The organism is Actinoplanes sp. CA-030573, assembly GCF_050951115.1.
Classification (GTDB): domain Bacteria; phylum Actinomycetota; class Actinomycetes; order Mycobacteriales; family Micromonosporaceae; genus Actinoplanes.
In genome coordinates this window covers 99,715-118,036 of the sequence record NZ_CP192038.1, presented here as the reverse complement: position 1 = coordinate 118,036, position 18,322 = coordinate 99,715, and the positions used below count along the sequence as shown (strand labels likewise).

The 18,322-nt window shown below is 71.5% G+C and carries 18 protein-coding genes; 9 read left to right on the top strand and 9 right to left on the bottom strand.

Annotated features, from left to right (window positions below):
- Positions 1-5: 5 nt before the first annotated feature.
- Both ACQP2F_RS00605 and ACQP2F_RS00600 read left to right on the top strand, forming a co-directional pair.
- A complete protein-coding gene (locus ACQP2F_RS00605; protein WP_433299729.1) occupies positions 6-1,406 on the top strand; it encodes a dihydrolipoamide acetyltransferase family protein in 1,401 nt (466 codons plus the stop codon).
- Between the two features lie 176 nt (positions 1,407-1,582).
- Positions 1,583-1,720 carry a hypothetical protein gene (locus tag ACQP2F_RS00600; protein ID WP_433299727.1) on the top strand — a complete coding sequence of 46 codons (138 nt, stop codon included), beginning with the start codon at positions 1,583-1,585 and terminating at the stop codon, positions 1,718-1,720.
- Positions 1,721-2,329: 609 nt separating this feature from the next.
- On the opposite strand, the gene ACQP2F_RS00595 is transcribed toward ACQP2F_RS00600, so the two are convergent.
- Entirely contained in the window at positions 2,330-2,839 is a 510-nt protein-coding gene (locus ACQP2F_RS00595) for a hypothetical protein (protein WP_433299725.1), read from the bottom strand.
- On the opposite strand from ACQP2F_RS00595, the gene ACQP2F_RS00590 reads away from it, so the two are divergent.
- Together ACQP2F_RS00590 and ACQP2F_RS00585 are read left to right on the top strand one after the other, a co-directional pair.
- Positions 2,781-5,891 (top strand): LppU/SCO3897 family protein, encoded by a 3,111-nt coding sequence (locus tag ACQP2F_RS00590; protein WP_433299723.1) that lies wholly within the window; start codon positions 2,781-2,783, stop codon positions 5,889-5,891. The two genes, ACQP2F_RS00595 and ACQP2F_RS00590, sit on opposite strands and share 59 nt — an antisense overlap.
- 2 nt (positions 5,892-5,893) lie before the next feature.
- The gene (locus ACQP2F_RS00585) at positions 5,894-7,681 is read left to right on the top strand and encodes an NHL domain-containing thioredoxin family protein (protein WP_433299721.1); all 1,788 of its coding nucleotides are present in this window, start codon (positions 5,894-5,896) and stop codon (positions 7,679-7,681) included.
- On the opposite strand, the gene ACQP2F_RS00580 is transcribed toward ACQP2F_RS00585, so the two are convergent.
- Genes ACQP2F_RS00580 through ACQP2F_RS00570 form a run of 3 tightly spaced genes read right to left on the bottom strand, consistent with a single transcriptional unit; the run spans position 7,623 to position 9,857 of the window.
- Complete coding sequence (locus ACQP2F_RS00580; RefSeq protein WP_433307944.1) at positions 7,623-8,426, bottom strand: LamB/YcsF family protein; 804 nt, start codon at positions 8,424-8,426, stop codon at positions 7,623-7,625. The two genes, ACQP2F_RS00585 and ACQP2F_RS00580, sit on opposite strands and share 59 nt — an antisense overlap.
- Positions 8,422-9,255 carry a biotin-dependent carboxyltransferase family protein gene (locus tag ACQP2F_RS00575; protein ID WP_433299719.1) on the bottom strand — a complete coding sequence of 278 codons (834 nt, stop codon included), beginning with the start codon at positions 9,253-9,255 and terminating at the stop codon, positions 8,422-8,424. The genes ACQP2F_RS00580 and ACQP2F_RS00575 overlap by 5 nt, the downstream gene beginning before the upstream one ends.
- Positions 9,252-9,857, bottom strand: coding sequence for a 5-oxoprolinase subunit B family protein (locus tag ACQP2F_RS00570; RefSeq protein ID WP_433299717.1), 606 nt, complete (start codon positions 9,855-9,857; stop codon positions 9,252-9,254). The genes ACQP2F_RS00575 and ACQP2F_RS00570 overlap by 4 nt, the downstream gene beginning before the upstream one ends.
- A 79-nt stretch (positions 9,858-9,936) precedes the next feature.
- Here ACQP2F_RS00570 and trhA point away from each other — a divergent pair, with 79 nt between their 5' ends.
- Positions 9,937-10,614 carry a PAQR family membrane homeostasis protein TrhA gene (gene trhA / locus ACQP2F_RS00565; protein ID WP_433299715.1) on the top strand — a complete coding sequence of 226 codons (678 nt, stop codon included), beginning with the start codon at positions 9,937-9,939 and terminating at the stop codon, positions 10,612-10,614.
- On the opposite strand, the gene ACQP2F_RS00560 is transcribed toward trhA, so the two are convergent.
- Positions 10,605-10,970, bottom strand: a complete 366-nt coding sequence (locus ACQP2F_RS00560; protein WP_433299713.1) for a winged helix-turn-helix transcriptional regulator — start codon at positions 10,968-10,970, stop codon at positions 10,605-10,607. The two genes, trhA and ACQP2F_RS00560, sit on opposite strands and share 10 nt — an antisense overlap.
- A gap of 104 nt (positions 10,971-11,074) precedes the next feature.
- On the opposite strand from ACQP2F_RS00560, the gene ACQP2F_RS00555 reads away from it, so the two are divergent.
- Positions 11,075-11,911: an SDR family oxidoreductase gene (locus tag ACQP2F_RS00555; protein ID WP_433299711.1), complete on the top strand. Its 837-nt coding sequence runs from the start codon at positions 11,075-11,077 to the stop codon at positions 11,909-11,911.
- A 168-nt stretch (positions 11,912-12,079) separates the two neighbouring features.
- On the opposite strand, the gene ACQP2F_RS00550 is transcribed toward ACQP2F_RS00555, so the two are convergent.
- On the bottom strand, positions 12,080-12,358 hold the full coding sequence (locus ACQP2F_RS00550) for a DUF6458 family protein (RefSeq protein ID WP_433299709.1): 279 nt from the start codon (positions 12,356-12,358) through the stop codon (positions 12,080-12,082).
- An 89-nt stretch (positions 12,359-12,447) separates the two neighbouring features.
- Between ACQP2F_RS00550 and ACQP2F_RS00545 the strand changes: the two genes are divergently transcribed.
- Positions 12,448-12,966, top strand: coding sequence for a SixA phosphatase family protein (locus ACQP2F_RS00545; RefSeq protein ID WP_433299707.1), 519 nt, complete (start codon positions 12,448-12,450; stop codon positions 12,964-12,966).
- Positions 12,967-13,024: 58 nt separating this feature from the next.
- On the opposite strand, the gene ACQP2F_RS00540 is transcribed toward ACQP2F_RS00545, so the two are convergent.
- The gene (locus ACQP2F_RS00540; RefSeq protein WP_433299705.1) at positions 13,025-14,881 is read right to left on the bottom strand and encodes an acyl-CoA dehydrogenase; all 1,857 of its coding nucleotides are present in this window, start codon (positions 14,879-14,881) and stop codon (positions 13,025-13,027) included.
- A gap of 475 nt (positions 14,882-15,356) precedes the next feature.
- Complete coding sequence (locus ACQP2F_RS00535) at positions 15,357-16,484, bottom strand: PP2C family protein-serine/threonine phosphatase (RefSeq protein ID WP_433299703.1); 1,128 nt, start codon at positions 16,482-16,484, stop codon at positions 15,357-15,359.
- Positions 16,485-16,596: 112 nt separating this feature from the next.
- Between ACQP2F_RS00535 and ACQP2F_RS00530 the strand changes: the two genes are divergently transcribed.
- On the top strand, positions 16,597-17,139 hold the full coding sequence (locus ACQP2F_RS00530) for a phosphoribosyltransferase family protein (RefSeq protein WP_433299701.1): 543 nt from the start codon (positions 16,597-16,599) through the stop codon (positions 17,137-17,139).
- Here ACQP2F_RS00530 and ACQP2F_RS00525 read toward each other — a convergent pair.
- Complete coding sequence (locus ACQP2F_RS00525; protein ID WP_433307941.1) at positions 17,128-17,403, bottom strand: YciI family protein; 276 nt, start codon at positions 17,401-17,403, stop codon at positions 17,128-17,130. The two genes, ACQP2F_RS00530 and ACQP2F_RS00525, sit on opposite strands and share 12 nt — an antisense overlap.
- Before the next feature lie 33 nt (positions 17,404-17,436).
- On the opposite strand from ACQP2F_RS00525, the gene ACQP2F_RS00520 reads away from it, so the two are divergent.
- Positions 17,437-18,300: an LLM class F420-dependent oxidoreductase gene (locus ACQP2F_RS00520; RefSeq protein ID WP_433299699.1), complete on the top strand. Its 864-nt coding sequence runs from the start codon at positions 17,437-17,439 to the stop codon at positions 18,298-18,300.
- The last annotated feature ends 22 nt before the right edge of the window (positions 18,301-18,322 follow it).

Sequence of the window (18,322 nt, the reverse complement as noted above, 5' to 3'; positions counted from 1 at the left end):
CGCCGATGTCGCGGATCAAGGAGTTCACGCTGCCCGATCTCGGCGAGGGCCTGACCGAGGGCGAGATCCTCTCCTGGCTGGTCAAGGTCGGTGACTCGATCGAGCTCAACCAGCCGATCGTCGAGGTCGAGACGGCCAAGGCGGCGGTGGAGATCCCGGCGAAGTGGGCCGGCGTCGTCACCAAGATCTTCCACGAGGCGGGCACGACGGTCGAGGTGGGCGCGCCGATCGTCGCGATCGACACCGACCCGTCGGGTGGGGAGCTGCCCACGCCCTCCGCGGAGTCGCTGGCGGCGGTGGAGATCGCGCCGGCCGAGGGGTCGGTCGAGCCCGGTCTCATCGGTGGTCCGGCGCCGGGTGGGCGCACGGCGGTCCTGGTGGGTTACGGTCCGCGGAATACGAGCGCCAAGCGCCGACCCCGATTGGGTACGCCCGGAGCACCGTCCCCGGCGGTTGTCCCTTCGACTCCGGCGCCGGTCGCTCCGGCCCCGGTCGCTCCGGCCCCGGTCGTTCCGGCACCTGTCGCTCCCGCCACCAACGGGAAGGCGCTGGCCAAGCCGCCGGTGCGGAAGCTGGCCCGTGATCTCGGGGTCGACCTGACCACGATCACCGGCAGCGGGCCGATGGGCTCGGTGACGCGGGAGGACGTACAGAAGGCCGCCGCTCGGCCCTCCGCGCCCGCGGCGCCTTCTTTCGACACTTCTCGGGAGCAGCGGATCCCGGTCAAGGGCGTCCGGAAGCTCACCGCCGAGAACATGGTGGCCTCGGCGTTCTCGGCGCCGCACGTCACCGAGTTCCTCACCGTCGACGTGACCAAGACGATGAAGGCGGTCGACAAGCTCAAGGGCCGCCGCGAGTTCGCCGACGTGCGGATCTCGCCGTTGCTAATGGTGGCCAAGGCCGTGCTGCTCGCGGTCCAGCGCCACCCGATGGTCAACTCGACCTGGTCGGGCGAGACCGGCGAGATCATCGTCAAGGAGTACGTCAACCTCGGTATCGCCGCCGCGACCGAGCGCGGTCTCATCGTTCCCAACATCAAGGACGCCGGGCGTCTCACGTTGCGGGAGCTGGCCGAGGCCCTGAACACACTCGTGCAAGTGGCGAAGTCGGGCAAGACGCCTCCGGCCGACATGTCCGGCGGCACCCTGTCGATCACGAACGTCGGCGTGTTCGGGGTCGACACCGGCACCCCGATCCTGCCGCCGGGCGAGTCGGCGATCCTGGCCTTCGGCGCGATCCGGCCGACGCCGTGGGTGCACAACGGCAAGATCAAGATCCGGCAGGTGACCACGCTCGGCCTCTCCTTCGACCACCGGATCATCGATGGTGAGCTGGGCTCCCGCTTCCTGCGGGACGTCGGGGACTTCCTTACCGACCCGGAGTCGGCGCTCCTCTCCTGGACGTAGGCATGGTTGAGAAATTAAGGCAACTGCTTTTTTTGACCTTCGATCGTTAGTCAAGTGCTCGGCATCACCCCCTAAATCGTTGGCGGCTCGGCTCGCGGCGAGACACAATTGGTCTTGCTTCGAGCCGAGCACCAAAGACGTGGCCCAGCGAGGGCCAAAGGGATGTGAGCAGCACCATGAGCATTGCCGACCGGGTACGCCAGCGTCGTCTGATCAACCGTCAGAACCGGGCCCTCGACCGGGCGTGGCAGTCCGCGCCCAGCCAGGCCATGCGGGACGAGATCGCCATCTTCGCCCAGCGCAAGACCTTCTGATCCACCGCGACGAGCGTCATTACGGCGGCCCGCCCGGAGACATCCGGACGGGCCGCTTTCTCTTTCAAGTCTCCCTTAAAGATCCGTTCGCGGTCCCCTTCCGGACGTACACCGGGATTCCTCCGGTCGCTCCGGCCCGGTACGGTTGGGCACGGTCCTCAGCCCTGGCCCGGCTCGCCCGCCTGGCCCGGTAGGAGGACCGGGGCCTCCGAAGGCGCACCCGCGCCGGCGGTCCCGCACGGCCTGGCCCCAGAGCTGGGCACGGCGCGCCGGTGCGTTGGCCGGTGAGTCGCGTCCGTGCAAAGCTGGCACGGCCGCATTGACGAGGGAGGCGCTCATGACGTCCGAGGGGCAGTACGCCGGTTCGCAGCCGGCCGAGGCCACGTCGGGCGGTCCAACGTCGGACGACTTCCCGCCGGACACTGACGGCCGGCGGATCGCGGGCCGGGCCTCGGCCCCGCCCCCCACCGACGGATTCCCGAGCTCGTACGCTCCGCCCCCGCAGGCCACCCCCAACGGCGGCTCGCCGTTCGTGGTTCCCGCGGTCAACACCTTCGGTTCCGGCTCCGACAGCGCGCGCGAGCGGCCCGCCGCCCCGCCCGGCACGTCCTACGGTTCGGCCCGAGTCCCGGCGCCCTCTTCGCCGTCGTCTTCTTCTTCGGCGTCGTCGTCTTCTGCGCAGTCGTCTTCTTCTTCGGCGTCGTCTTCTGCGCCGTCGTCGTCTTCTTTTGCGCCGTCCGAAGCTTCGCCGCTCGCCCAGCCGGCGCGGCCCGGCGCCGACGCGGGCCCGCAGCGCGGGGCCGCCTCGCCGTACGGGTCGGTGACCCCCAGTGCGGCCGCCTCGCCGTACGGCTCGGTCTCGCCTTCCTCGTTCCCGCCGCCGCCGAGCGCCTCGGGCACCGCGTTCCCACCGCCGCCGAGCGCCTCGGGCACCACGTTCCCACCGCCGGCGAGCGCCTCGGGTTCCTCGTTCCCGCCGCCATCGGCCGCCTCGGGTTCCGCCCTACCGTCGGCCGCCTCGGGTTCCGCCCTGCCGCCGTCGGCCGCCTCGGGTTCCTCCTTGCCGCCGCCGCCCTCCTCCGGGCCGGGCTCGGCGCCGTTCGTTCCCGCCTCCGGCAACGCCCCCGAGCCCCCGCGCTCGGCGTGGGCGCCGCAGCAGGCCCCCGCGCCCGCCGACAGCCCGCTGCCGCAGCGCACCCCCTCGGCCGTCGACCCCGGCACGATCGGCGAGTTCGACGGCTTCGCGGCCGGCACTCCCGGTCGCGGCACCGTCGCCGAGCAGCCCGAGGTCGACCCGGCCACCGGCCGCCCGCCCGGCATCTCGGCGTTCGGCGCCCAGCGCGTCCGCGTGCCCGGCGCCACCCTCACCGACCTGCCCGACGCCCCGCCCCCGGCCCGTTCCGGCGACAGCAGCGGCTTCCCGCTGCGCGGCGGCTCACCGTCCTCGAGCGGTTCGTCGTCCGCGCCCCACGAGGGCAGCGGCTCCGAGAGCGGCGGTTTCCCTTTGCGCGGCGGCGGCAACAGCACGTTCCCCACCCGCCGAGGCGAGAGCGGCGGCTTCCCCCTGCGCGGCGCTGCGACCATCCCGCCCGCGCCGAACTCGGCCGAGCCCACGTCCGACCAGCCACCCGCCCAGCCCCCGGCGCCCGCAAACGACCTGCCGATCCGCAGCCAGCAGGCTCCGTTCGGCACCCCACCCGGCGCCTCGTTCAACGCCTTCGGCTCCGCCCCGACCGGCGGCGAGCAGCCCGAGTCGTTCGGCCGCCGCCCCGGCAGCGAGCAGCCCGAGTCGGCCGACCAGCCGGCCTTCGGGTCGGCGCGCCCGGTCTCGTCGGGAACCTACGGCTCGGCGAAGCCTTCCTCGCCGGCCCGCCCCTTCGACTCTTCCTCACCGGCCGTCGACGAGCGTTCCGGATCTGCTTCGTCCCCGTTCGGCGAACGCCCCGGGTCTTCGTCCTCGCCGTTCGGTGAGCGGCCCGGTTCATCCTCGTCGTTCGACGAGCGCCCCGGCTCGTCCTCGCCGTTCGACGACCGCCCAGGTTCATCCTCGTCGTTCGACGAGCGCCCCGGCTCGTCCTCGCCGTTCGACGAGCGCTCCGGAGCCTCCTCCGCTCCGTTCGGCGAGCGGCCCGGATCGGCGGCCGGCTCCTTCGGCAACCGGGCCGGCTCTCCCTTCGCCGAGGGCGACTCCGATGCGCAGGATGACCACGCGCCCTATCGTCGTCCCGAGTCTCCGGCTTCCGACTCCGAGCGCGGCAGTGGTTACCCGCAGCGGGTGCCCGGGGCCGCCCTCAACGCGGCCGGTGGCGCTCCTGCCGTTCCGGAGAACCGTTCGGTCCCGGCTCCGCGCGACCCGGCCGAGAACCCGTCCGGCGCCGCCGTGGGCTCGGCCCGCCCGGTCACCGCGAGCGCCTCGGTGCCGAACGCCAGCCGCGCCGGTGTCGACCCGGGCGAGATTCCGCCTCCGGCCGCCGCGCCGCAGGCCCGGGTCTACGGCCGTCCCGCCGCGCCGGCCGAGCCCCAGGGCGACGAGGCCGCCGACGCCACCCCGGACGCGAACGACGACGACCGCCCTGGTGGCTTCGGCTCCCCGGCGTTCGCCCAGCGCCCCGGCGCCGGTGACGGACCCGACGGCGTCGGCTCGCCGGCGTTTGCCCGGCGTCCGGGAGGCGACGACGACTCCGACCACTTCGGATCCCCGGTAATCAGCCATCGTCCCGGCAGCAGCGACAATCCCGGGTCGCCGGCCTTCGGTCAGCGTCCCGGCAGCGGCGACGGCCCCGGTGCTCCGGCGTTCGGTCAGCGGCCCGGCAGCGGCGATGGGCCTGGATCTCCGGCGTTCGGTCAGCGCCCCGGCGACGGCCCCGGCGCCCCGGCGTTCGGCCAGCGTCCCGGCGATGGGCCTGGATCTCCGGCATTCGGCCAGCGGCCCGGCGGCGGCGACGGGCCGGACGGCTTCGGGTCCGCGCCGTCCGCTCAGCGCTCCGCGCCCGGTGTCGGTGACCGGCCCGGGGGCGACCGCGGCGACTCCGGCGCGGCCGGCGTAGCCCCGCAGTCTCCGGCCCGCGCCACCGCGCGCGCGTCGGCCAGTGCCCGTGTGGCCCCGCCCGGCGCGGCGGCCCCGGAGCAGCCCCGCAGCGGCGCGCCCTTCGGCGCCGCCCCGGTTCCCGGCTCGCCCGACCAGGCATCGCCCTTCGGCGCGCAGGAGCAGTCCCCGTTCGGCCCCCCGCCCGAGCCCTTCGGCGAGCCGCACGGAACGGCTCCCGAGCAGAAGTCTCCCTTCGGACCGCCGCCCGGGCAGCAGCCTCCGTTCGGCGGACCCCCGGAGCAGAAGTCTCCCTTCGGGCCACCGCCCGGACAGCAATCCCCGTTCGGCGGGCCCCCGGAGCAGACGTCTCCCTTCGGGCAGCAGCCCCCGTTCGGCGGGCCTCAGGAGCAGGACGGCCCGTTCGGCGCGCCGCCTGAGCAGGGCGGTCCGTTCGGGCCTCGACCCGAGTCGCAGTCGGGTCCGTTCGGCCCTCGGCCGGAGTCGTTCGGCGGCGACCAGCCCCGCAACCTGCCGGCGTTCACCGACCTGACCAGTCCGTCGCCCAACGGCAACGGCCCGGGCCCCGCCGGCTACGCGCCCGAGCAGTACAGCGAGCACACGACGGACATCGCCGGGCGGGACAACGGCAACCCGTACGCCCCGCCGCCGTTCCCGCCGCCGCCGAACAGCGCCGCGTCGGACTTCGGTGGTTCGGTCAGCCGGTCCACGGTGACTCCACCGAGCCCGGAAGACACCACGAACTGGCCCAGCCCCGGCGGCGACGGTCGCTTCGACCAGTTCAAGCCCGAGTCCTCGCCGGCCAAGCCGGAGACCCCGCACGTGCGGATGTTCCCGATCCTGCTCGCGGTCGTCGTCGGCGCGGTGCTGCTGCTCGGCGTCGTGTTCGGCATCGTCTACCTGGTCGCGGGCAACAAGAGCGAGGGCTTCAGCGCGACCACCGGCGAGTGCGTGAAGCGCGACGGCAACGCCGCGGTGCTGGCCAAGTGCACGGACGCGCAGTCGTTCAAGATCACATCGATCGTGAATGACAAGTCGAAGTGCGCCGACCCCCAGCAGCCGTACGTGATCAACCCCACCGGCGACGGCAAGAACCAGGTTCTCTGCCTCAAGCCCAACAGCTGAAGATGACCGCACGCGTACGGGCGCCCGAGCTCCGGGGCCGAGGCTGGCTGAACACCGGCGGTAAGGATCTGACCCTCGCCGATGTGCGCGGCAAGATCGTACTGCTCGACTTCTGGACGTTCTGCTGCATCAACTGCCTGCATGTCATCGACGAGCTGCGCCCGCTCGAGGAGAAGTACGGCGACGCCCTCGTGGTGATCGGCGTGCACTCGCCCAAGTTCGAGCACGAGCGGGACCCGGTCGCGCTGGCCGCCGCCGTCGAGCGCTACGGCGTGCATCACCCGGTGGTCGACGACCGCGACATGCATCTTTGGCAGCAGTACGCGGCCAAGGCGTGGCCGACGCTGGCGGTGATCGATCCGACGGGCTATCTGGTCGCCTCGATGGCCGGCGAGGGTCACGCCGAGGGCCTTTCCCGTCTGATCGACGAGCTGATCGCCAAGCACACCGCCGACGGCACTCTCCACCGCGGCGACGGCCCGTACGTGCCACCGGCCGAGCCCCACACGCTGCTGCGCTTCCCGGGCAAGGCCGTCGAGCTGCCGAGCGGCAACCTGCTGGTCTCCGACTCCTCCCGGCACTCGATCGCCGAGCTGACCGCCGACGGCGAGACGCTGGTCCGCCGCTACGGCAGCGGTGAGCGCGGTGAGCCCTTCAACGAGCCGCAGGGCCTGCTGCTGCTCCCCGCCGCCGTCGCCGAGCGCGTCGGTTACGAGGTCTTGGTCGCCGACACCGTCAATCACCAGCTGCGCGGCCTCGATCTGACGACCGGCGATGTCACGCTCGTTGCCGGATCGGGACGCCCGTGGCGTACGGCAATCGAAGGTCCTCAGCCGGCGCTCGACGCCGACCTCTCCTCGCCGTGGGATCTCGCGTGGTTCGATGGCAAGGTCATCATCGCCATGGCCGGCATCCACGAGCTGTGGTGGTTCGACCCCACCGCCGGGACCGTCGGCGTCTATGCCGGCACCACTGTCGAGTCCCTGCGCGACGGCCCGATCCCCGACGTCTGGATGGCCCAGCCGTCCGGCCTCTCGGTCGGCGGCGACCGCCTGTGGATAGCCGACAGCGAGACCTCGGCGCTGCGCTACGTCGAGGCCGGCGTCATGCACACCGCGGTCGGCCAGGGCCTGTTCGATTTCGGTCACGTCGACGGGCCGGCCAAGGAGGCCCTCCTCCAGCACCCGCTCGGCGTGGCCGCCCTGCCCGACGGCTCGGTGCTGGTCGCCGACACCTACAACGGCGCCGTCCGTCGCTACGACCCGTCATCGGACGAGGTGTCCACAGTCGACTCGGGTCTCGCCGAGCCGAGCGACATCGTCGTCACCGGTACGGGCCACGTGATCGTGGTCGAGTCCGCCGCCCACCGGCTCACCCGCCTCGCCCCCGGGGTCGTCAAGACCGTCACCGGCGAACGCCACAAGACCGAGCGGCCACCGTCCCCGGTCGCCCCCGGTCCCCTGACGCTGGACGTGATCTTCACGCCCGCCCCCGGCCAGAAGCTGGACACCCAGTTCGGCCCGTCCACCCGCCTGGAGGTCTCCGCGTCCCCGCCCGAGCTCCTGCTCGAGGGTGCCGGCGTCACGACCGACCTGTCCCGGTCGCTGGTGGTCAACCCCGCGGTCCGTAAGGGCATCCTGCAGGTCGTGGCGCAGGCCGCGACGTGCGACGTGGACGTCGAGTTCGCCGCCTGCCACCTGACCCGTCAGGACTGGGGCGTGCCGGTCGTGGTCACGGACGACGGCCCGTCCCGCCTGCCGTTGATCCTCCGTGGGCTGGACGAGTCCTAGCGAAGGGCGCCACCACCCGGCCGGCCGCCACCAACCCCGCCCGCACGCGGGCGGCCAACTCCACGGCCCCCGGCGTATCCCCATGCACACAGATCGACCGCACCGGGCACGGCACATCCTCCCCGTCCGGCGTCGTGACCAGTCCTTCGACGGCCATCCGGACGGCCCTCTCCACGACGGCCCGCGGCTCATCGATCAACGCCCCGGGCGACGACCGCGGCACCAGCGTCCCGTCGGGCCGATAGCCGCGGTCGGCGAACCCCTCGCCGACCACGGTCAGCCCCACCGAGGCCGCCAGCCGCGCCAGCACCGAGCCCGGCTGGCACAGCACCGGCAGTTCACGGTCATAAGCAACCACCGCCTCCACCACCGCCGACGCCTGGCCTTCGTCCACCGCGGCGGTGTTGTAGAGCGCCCCGTGCGGCTTCACGTAGGCGACCCGGCCGCCGGCCACGCGGCAAAAGGCCTCCAGCGCTCCGATCTGGTACAGCACATCGTCGCGGAGCTCGGCGCGTTCGTAGTCGATCCGTCGCCGACCAAATCCGGCTAAATCGCGATAAGCGACTTGCGCGCCCACGGCCACACCGCGGGCGACGGCGGCGGCGCAGATCCGGTGCATGGTGGCGGGATCGCCGGCGTGGAAGCCGCACGCCACGTTCGCCGAGGTCACGATCTCGAGCAGGGCCTCGTCATCGCCCAGCGTCCAGCGTCCGAACCCTTCGCCGAGGTCCGCGTTCAGGTCAATCGACGACACGGAACCGCACCGTACTCCCCGGCCGGGCCTGCGCGAGCGGCGTCACGTCGTCGACCACGCCGATCACGGGATAGCCGCCGGTGGTCGGGTGGTCGGCCAGGAAGATCAGCGGCTGCCCGTCGGCCGGCACCTGCACGGCGCCGAGCACCACCCCCTCGGGCGGCAGTTCGCCGGGCTGGGTGCGGGTCAGGGCGGTGCCGGCCAGCCGGCATCCGACGCGATTGCTCAAGGGCGAGATCCCGTACGCGGTGGAAAGCAACCCGCCGATCTCGAACCAATCGTCTCGAGGCCCCAGCCGCAATCTCAGCTCCAGTTCCCCGCCGGGCGCGTGGCGCGTGTCGGTAAGCAGAGCAAAGGGTGCCGCGGAGACCTCGCCGACCGGCAGCGTCATGCCGTCGACCAGGCGCGGCGGCCCCAGCCCGGAGAGCGTGTCGGTCGAGCGACTCCCCAGCACCGGCTCGACGTCGATGCCGCCGGCCACCGCGATGTAGGAGCGCACCCCGCGCCGCGCCCGCCCGACGTCGAGCACGCCACCGGCCGGCACCTCGACGACGGCGCCGGCGACCGGCGACCGGTCGAGCCGCACCTCCGCCTCGGCCCCGGTCACCGCCACCACCGCGGGCGTCTCGAAGCGCAGCGCGCACCCCATCAGCGTCGTCTCCAGGCCGGCCGCCGCCGGATCGTTGCCCACCAGCTCATTGCCTCGGCGGAGAGAGCGAACGTCCAGCGCTCCCGACCGGGGCACGCCGAGGTGGGCGTAGCCGGGGCGGCCGAGGTCCTGGACGGTCGTCAACGGGCCGGCCCGCAGCACCGTGATCACGACGCCACCAGCCGCACGCGGGTTCCGGGGGTCAGCAACGCCGGCGGCTCTCGGCGTACGTCGAAAAGCTCTTGATCGGTGTGCCCGACCAGTCGCCACCCACCGGGCGAAGAAGTCGGATAAATCCCGGCATAGGGACCGGCGAGACCGATCGAACCGGCCGGAACCCGGGCCCGCGGCGAAGGCAGCCGGGGAACGGACCAGTCGGCGGACAGCCCCCGAAGATAGGCGAAACCCGGAGCAAAACCGCAGAACGCCACGACCAGCGACGCGGACGTGAGCCGGGCGACAACCTCGGAAACTTCGACATTCCACCGCGAAGCGACGTCGGCCAGATCGGGTCCGTCGAATGTGGCCGGGATCTCGACCAGCGGCCCCTCGATGCCACCACCCGGCGCCGGTTCCGGCAGGCGGGACAGGTACGAAGCCGCCGACGCGTCGACGCCATCGAGCAGCACCGTTCGCGCGCCGGGCACGATGTCGGCCACCCGCAGCTCACCCGCCTCGCGCCGCCGCCAGAGGTCGGCACGCCACGCCTCCACGTGTTCGGCATCGCGACATTCGATCAGCAGCGCGCTGCCACCGGCAGGCCTTAACCTCATGAACAACATCTTGCCGGACGCACCCGGGTGAGCGGCTTCACTACCGGTCAGTAACCTACGGTGCCGTAACCTGGGAGGCGTGACGACCACCGCACCGTTCCGGATGAAGCCGGCCGATCTCGGGAAACCACGCCTGCGCGGCCGCCTACACCAGTACGCATTCTTCGTCGCCCTCGTCGGCGGCGTCGTGCTCTGCTCGATCGCACTCAGCCGCCCGGGGATCGCCCCGTTCCTGAGCTGCCTGATCTACAGCACGACCGTCTGCGGCCTGTTCGGGATCAGCGCGCTCTACCACCGGCGGGTGTGGAGCGAGCGCGGCTACCAGATCATGCGCCGCATGGATCATTCAATGATCTTCATCTTCATCGCGGGCACCTACACGCCGTTCTGCGTGGAGCTGCTCTCGCCCGGCAAGGCGACGCTGATGCTGAGCCTGATCTGGGGCGGCGCGCTCGGTGGCGTGGCGCTGAAGGTGGTGTGGCCACACCTGCCGCGCTGGGCCGGCGCACCGCTGTACGTGGCACTGGGCTGGGCCGCCATCGCGATCCTGCCCGACGTGCTGCACGTCGGCGGCGTCGCCTGCCTGGTGCTGCTGGTGCTCGGCGGCGTGATCTACACGGTCGGCGCGGTCTTCTACGCGCTGCGCCGGCCGAACCCGTGGCCCAGCGTCTTCGGGCATCACGAGTTCTTCCACGCCTGCACACTGGTCGCGGCGATCTGTCACCACATCGCGGTGTATTTCGCGCTTTACGCCTGAGCGGCGTCGTACGCGGTGCGAGCGGCCTGGACGTCGTCGATGTGGGTCTCCGCCCACTTCTCCAGGCCCTCGACCAGCCCGTACAGGCTGCGGCCCAGCTCGGTCAGGGCGTAGTCGACCCGGGGCGGGACGACCGGGTACACCGTACGGGTGATGAGCCCGTCCCGCTCGAGCCCCCGCAACGTCTGCGTGAGCATCTTCGGGCTGACCCCCTGGATGCGGTTGGCGAGCTCGGTGTACCGATGCGGACCGTCGGCCAGCATCACGACGATCAGCACGCTCCACGTGTCGCCGATGCGGTCGAGAATCTGCCGGCTCGGGCAGTCCTTGGCGTATGCGCTGACTTCCACCTGCACACTATCCCTCAGGTGAGTACTGCACTTCAAGGTGCCCACTATCAATTGGGAAGTGATCGCTGACCTGCGAAGTTACGCTGTCTACAACCGTGAAGGAGACAGCAATGACCATCGTCGTCACCGGCGCGACCGGGCACCTCGGCCGCCTCGCCATCGAGTCCCTGCTGGCCAAGGGAGTGCCCGCGAGCGAGATCGTCGGCCTCGGCCGCAGCGTCGAGAAGATCGCCGATCTCGGTATCGCCACCAAGAAGGTCGACTACGACGACGTGGACGCGCTCACCGAGGCGTTCGCCGGCGCCGACAAGGTGCTGTTCATCTCCGGCAGCGAGGTCGGCAAGCGCATCCCGCAGCACACCAACGTGGTGACCGCGGCCAGCAAGGCGGGCGTCGGCCAGATCGTCTACACCAGCGCGCCCAGGGCCGACACCAGCGACATGCTGCTGGCCGGCGAGCACCTGGCCACCGAGCGCATGATCGCCGAGTCCGGCCTGCCCTACGTGTTCCTGCGCAACAGCTGGTACATCGAGAACTACAACGTCCAGCAGGCGCTCGAGCACGGCCTGTTCGGCGCCGCGGGCGACGGCAAGATCGCCGGTGCCACCCGGGCCGACTACGCCGAGGCCGCGGCGTCGGTGCTGGTCGGCGAGGGGCACGACGGCAAGGTGTACGAGCTGGGCGGCGAGCCGTTCACGCTGGCCGAGCTGGCGGCGGAGATCTCCCGGCAGTCCGGCAAGCCGGTCACCTACACCGACCTGACCCCGGAGAAGTACGTGGAGCTGCTGGTCGGCGTCGGGCTGCCGGCCCCGTTCGCGGAGGTGCTGGCCGACTCGGACCGGGCCGCGGCCGCGGGCGCGCTCGACGTGCCCCGCACCGACCTCGAGGCGCTGCTCGGCCGCCCGGTGACGCCGCTGGCGACCGCGATCAAGTCCGCGCTGGCCTGATTCCGCGCTGGCCTGATTCCGCCGCCGGTGGACAGCTCGAGGAAGTTGTCGTAGCCGGCCCGTAAGTTGGCCCCCACCCAGTGACGGGGTGGGGGCCAAGACAGCGCGACGCCGACCCGGCCGCCCAGGGGGTGGGGGCGGCGAGTCGGCGTCGCGAGCTTGTGAAACTCAGTAACCCGGCGGCGGGGGCGGCGGCGAGTCCTCGCGACGGGTCTCGCGGTATTCGGCCGCATAGCCGGGACCGGCGACCGGAGCCTGGGTCTGCCGGGTGACCACCGTGCGCCGGCGGCTGTTCCAGTACCAGAGCGTGATGATCAGGCCGACCAGGCCGGCGGCCATCAGGATCCAGCCGATGATGTTGATGTCGATGCCGCTGATGTTCGCGTTGACGGCGAACGCCAGGATCGCCCCCACCGCCAGCAGGAAGATGCTTCCGCCGATGCCCATCGCCGGGCCTCCTTGATCCTCACTGGAGTCATTGCGTCGTTCGGGCTTTTACCCACGCGGTCGATTCCTCAATCAGGCAAGCTGTTCCCATGACCGCACGGACGCTCGTACTGCTCCGGCACGCCAAGGCCGAGACACCCGGCGCCGGCCCCGATTTCGACCGCCGGCTGACCACGAGAGGCGAGACCGATGCGGATGCGGCCGGCGCCTGGCTGGCCGACGAGCGCATCCATCCCGACCTGGTGCTGTGCTCACCCGCGGCGCGCACGAGGCAGACGTGGCAGGGCGTGTCGATCGCGCTCGCCCAGGCACAGCCGGGTCAGGTGTCACCCGAGGTGCGCTACGAGAAGGGTTTGTACGCGGGGGGCCGCACCGAGGTGTTCGACCTGCTCCGGACGGTGCCCGACACGGTTCGGACGATCCTCGTGGTCGGTCACAACCCCACCATGTCCGAAGTGTCCATCATGCTCATCCCGGACGACCAGTGGGACGGTCAGGAGGTCGAGCTGCGCACCTCCGGGCTCGCCGTCCACCGTACGGACGACTCGTGGTCGCAGACCGAGCCCGGCTCGATGCGCCTGGTCGAGCGGCACACCGGCCGGGGCTGAATGGCCGAGGGCCGGCGGACACCATTGTCCGGCCGGCCCTCGTAGTCTCCGTCCAGCGTCAGAACGCGTCCTCGGCGAGATCCATCAGGTCCAGGGTCGTGTTCTCGATGATGCGGCGGTCGGCGCCCACCCGCGGAAGGACCTCGCGGGCGAAGAACCGGGCGGCCGCGACCTTGCCCTCGTAGAAGCTCTTGTCGGCACCGGAGACCTCGCCGCCGAGCGCCTTGAGCGCGACCTCGGCCTGCCGCAGCAGCAGCCAGGAGAGTACGACGTCGCCGAGGGCGAGCAGGATGCGGCGCGAGGTGAGGCCTACCTTGTAGACCTCGCGGGTGTCGCCGCCCTGGGCCGCGGTCAGCCAGCCCATCACCGTGCCGAGGATCTGCTGGAGCTCGCCGAGGGCCTTGCCCAGGGCCAGCCGCTCCTCCTTGAGGCGGCCGTTGCCGGCCTCGCTCTCGATGAAGCCCTGGATCTCGGTGGCCAGCGTGGCGAGCGACCGGCCCTGGTCCTTCACGATCTTGCGGAAGATCAGGTCGAGGCTCTGGATCGCGGTGGTGCCCTCGTACAGGGTGTCGATCTTGGCGTCCCGCACGTACTGCTCGAGCGGGTAGTCCTGCAGGAAGCCGGAGCCGCCGAACGTCTGCAGCGCCTCGGCGCCCAGCAGCTCGTACGCCCGCTCCGAGCCCACGCCCTTGACCAGCGGCAGCAGCAGGTCGTTGACCTTGCTCGCGGCCTTGGCCGCCTTCTCGTCGCCGGCCGCGGTCGCGATGGCGACCTTGTCCTGCCAGGTGGCGGTGTAGATCACCAGCGCGCGCAGGGCCTCGGCGTACGACTTCTGGAGCATCAGCGAGCGGCGTACGTCCGGGTGGTGCGTGATCGTGACGCGCGGCGCCGCCTTGTCGTTGTTCTGCACCAGGTCGGCGCCCTGCACCCGGTTCTTGGCGTACTCCAGCGCGTTGAGGTACCCCGTCGACAGGGTCGCGATCGCCTTCGTGCCGACCATCATCCGCGCGTACTCAATGATCATGAACATCTGCCGGATGCCCTCGTGCACCTCGCCCAGCAGCCAGCCCTTGGCCGGTACGCCGTGCTCGCCGAAGGTCATCTCGCAGGTGTTGGACGCCTTGATGCCCATCTTGTGCTCGACGTTGGTGGCGTAGACGCCGTTGCGCTCGCCCAGCTCGCCGGTTTCGGCGTCGAAGTGGAACTTCGGCACGATGAACAGCGACAGGCCCTTGGTGCCCGGGCCGCCCACGCCCTCGACGCCGACCGGGCGGGCCAGCACGTAGTGGATGATGTTGTCGGTCAGGTCGTGCTCGCCCGAGGTGATGAACCGCTTCACGCCCTCGATGTGCCACGTGCCGTCCGGCTGCGGGATGGCCCGCGTGCGGCCGGCGCCGACATCCGAGCCCGCATCCGGCTCGGTGAGCACCATGGTCGAGCCCCACTGCTTCTCGACGAAGAGCTTGGCCCACTTCTGCTGCTCGGGCGTGCCCTCCTGCTGCACCACGTGCGCGAAGGACGGGCCCGAGGAGTACATCCAGACCGGCGCGTTGGAGCCCAGCACCTGCTCGGCCAGCGCCCACCAGAGCGCGCGCGGCGCCAGCGTGCCGCCCAGCGACGAGGGCAGGTCGAGCCGCCAGAACTCGGACGCCATCCACGTCTCGAACGACTTCTTGAACGACTCCGGCAGCGGCGCGGTGTGCGTGGCCGGGTCGAAGACCGGCGGGTTCCGGTCGGCGTCCGTGTAGCTGGCCGCCAGATCCTCGGTGGCGAGGCGGTTGATCTCGGAGAGGACATCGCGCGCGGTGTCCGCGTCGATCTCGTCGTACGGCGCCTGGCCGAACGCACTGTCAGCCCCGAAGACCTCGAACAGGTTGAACTGGAGGTCCCGAAGGTTGCTCTTGTAGTGAGTCATGAGGTGCTGGCCCCGCTTCCGAACGACGCGAGTGAAACGCGAGTTACCCGTCAGTAACTCCCACTCTATTACCCATCGGTAGGAGGGGACAACCCGCGAGCGATTCTGTGACCAACCGGCGGATCGCACATCAAGGGCGGCCGATCAGGTGGGCGGCGGGGCAGCCGTTCGGCCAATAACTCTTCACGTACGGCCAAGCGACGTATCGAGCTGTCTGGCGGCTCGTTGGTTCGGATAGAGACTCGCCTAAACCGCAAGGGGTCGCCATGTTCGCCACGATCAAGAGCCTGATTCCCGAGCCTCGCCAGGCGGACCAGCCTCGTCACTACACCGGGCGGCACCGCCGGGCCGATCCCGTGCCGTCCGCTCCGGTCTCACCGGCACCGCCCGTCTCCGCTCCCGCGCCGTCGCCGGTACCCACTCCGGCACCCGTCCCGGCCCCGGCGCCCGCGCCGACCGCCGAGACCGCGGCCGCCTAGCTTCCGGCGGCACCGACCTCCCAGCTCGGCATCGGGACGGTCGGGCCGTCGCCGGGTCCCGTGTACTCCATCAGCACCAGGGCGATGTCGTCCTCGAGCCGGCCGTGCACCCAATCCACCAGCGCCGTCTCGAGCGACGCCAGCCCGTCGCCCACCGTGCCGTGCCCGAGCAGCCGCCACGCCCGGTCCGCGGTCGGGAAGAACTCCCCGTCCCGGCGCGCCTCGCCCAGCCCGTCGGTGAACAGCAGCAGCCGGTCACCGGGCTCGAGCCGCTCGACCCGCGCCTTGACCTCGGGCATGAAGCCCAGTGGCGGCGCCGGCGCCTGCGGCTCCAGCGGAATGACCTGGCCGCGGCGCAGCAGAAGTGGCGCCGGATGTCCACAGTTGACGATCGTCAGGGTGCCGCCGCGCTCCTCGACCAGGGCCGCGGTCACGAAGTCCTCGTCGCCGACGCTGCGGGCCACGGCCCGGTCGAGGTCGGCCGCCACCGCCTTGAGATCGGCCCGCTCGTACGCGACGTGCCGGTAGGAGCCGAGCACGATGCTGGCCAGCCGGACGGCGTCGAGCCCCTTGCCGCGGACGTCACCGATGATGATCCGGACCCCGTACGGCGTATCGAGCGCCTCGTAAAGATCTCCCCCGATGTCCGCCGCCGCCGTCGCCGAGATGTACCGCCCGGCCACCGCAAGCGCGCCCACCTGGGGGCCGATCGGCCGGAGCACGGCCTGCTGGGCCACGGCCGCGAGACGCTGCAGCTCGACGATCCGGTCGGCCTGGCGCTGCCGGATCGTAGCCACGGTCGCCGCGATGCCGGTGGCCAGGATAATGCCGACGATGTTGATGAGGCCGGACATGCCTTGGGTGGGGTCGAGGCTCACGAAGATCGAGCCGACCACCGCGGCCAGCACGCCGACCACCAGCACGGTCTGCCAGAAGGCGAAGACCGCGGCGAGGAAGGGCACGGCCGCGAGCAGCCCCACGAACCGGGCGTGCCGGCCGTCGGCGAGCTCCACCGCGGACACGACCGCGAGCAGCACGAGGGCCGCGCCGAGGCCGGCGCGGGATCCTGGGCTCAGCGGGCGACGGCCCGGCGGCAGAGTAGGCATGGTTACGCCGAACAGCATGCCCGATCAGGGCGAGTCACTGCATCAACTTGACCTGTAGTTCGACTCGGTTCTAACCACCTGTTTCACCGGCCTCGGTCGGTCGGACGGCCGACAGTGACAGGATGTCCGCGTGTCAGTCGATCTTCGTGATCTTCTCCGCGCCCGATTCCGCTGGACCGACCCCGGCGACGACACCGGCTACGTGGTCAGCAACCGCTCCGGCTGGTGGCGTGATCCGGTGATCGTTTCCGGTCTGGGCGACGCGCTGGCCGACCTTTTCCGGTCCGCCTCGCCCACCGTCGTCGTCTCCCCCGAGGTGACGGGCTTCCTGGTCGGGCCCCTGGTGGCGCGGTCGCTGGGCGCCGGCTTCGTGGAGGCCTACCGGGCCGGGGTCCGCCGCCCGATCGCCGAGCCGATGACCTGGGTGACCGTGCCCACCGATCATCGAGGCGAAGAGCAGCACCTGGGCGTACGCGATGGCCTGATCACCCCGGACGACCGGGTGCTCGTGGTCGACGACTGGGCCGCGACCGGCGCCCAGGCCGGCGCGCTGCGCACCCTCGCCGGCGACGCCTACGTGGGCACCGCCGTGATCGTCAACGAGTGCCCGCCGCCGGTCACCGCCGCGCTCACCATCCGCGGCCTGCTGACCGGCGACGACCTAGCCCTTTAGGTAGCTCTTCAGCACGCCGACGGTCGGCGACCAGCCGATTGCCTCGTATTCGGCGACGCCGTTCCGCACGTACGGGTCCTGCGCCATCACTTCGAAGGCGCGCGCCTCGTCCGCCACGTCGACCAGCACGAGCCCGCCGACCGGTGGGTCCTGCCGCCCGGCCGCCACCACGACGCCCTGCTCGACGAGACCCTCCAAAAAGGCCAGATGCTCGTCGCGGACCTTGGCCACCTCGTCGAGCGGAACCAGATACTTCGAGATCATCACGTACACAGCTCCCATCGTACGATCGAGGACATGGACGAATTCGGGCGCTACGGGATCTGGGTCTCCAGCCGGCACTGGCCGGACGACGCCAACGCGGTGGCCGCGGCCGCCGCCGAGCTGGAGTCACTCGGCTTCGGCTCGATCTGGCTGGGCGGCAGCCCACCGGACGACCTGATGCTGCCCGAGGCCGTGCTGGCGGCAACCTCGCGCCTGGTGGTCGGCACCAGCATCGTCGACATCTGGCGCAGCGACGGCCCCACGCTGGCGGCCAGCGCCGCCCGCATCCGAAGCCAGTTCCCCGGCCGTTTCTACCTGGGCGTCGGCTCCGGTCACGCCCCCACCGCCGAGGCCCTGGGCCAGCTCTACGTGAAGCCGCTCTCCCGCCTGCGCGAGTTCCTCACCGAGAAGCTGCACGACGTGCCCGCCGAGGAGCGCATGATCGCCGCCCTCGGCCCGAAGACCCTCGCCGCCGCCCGCGACCTGACCGCCGGCGCCCTGCCCTACCTGATGCCCCCTGCCCACACCGCCTCGGCCCGCGAGATCCTGGGCCCCGACCGCCTCCTCATCCCCGAACAGAAGATCTTCCTGGGCACCGACCCCGACGAGGCCCACCGCGTGGCCCGCCGCATGGCCCGCACCTACCTGGCACTGCCCAACTACACGAACGCCCTGCGCGGCTTCGGCTTCACCGACGACGACCTGTCCGGCGAAGGCAGCGATCGCTTCCTCGACCAGGCCGTGATCTGGGGCGACGACCAGGCCATCCGCTCCGGCGTCGACGCCCACCTGACCGCCGGCGCCGACCACGTGGCCGTCCAGGTCCTCTCCGCCGACCCGTCCGACCACTTGCCGCTCCCCGAGTGGCGGCGCCTGGCCGAGATCCTCTTCGCCTGACCCCCGAGCCGCCACCCCCGAG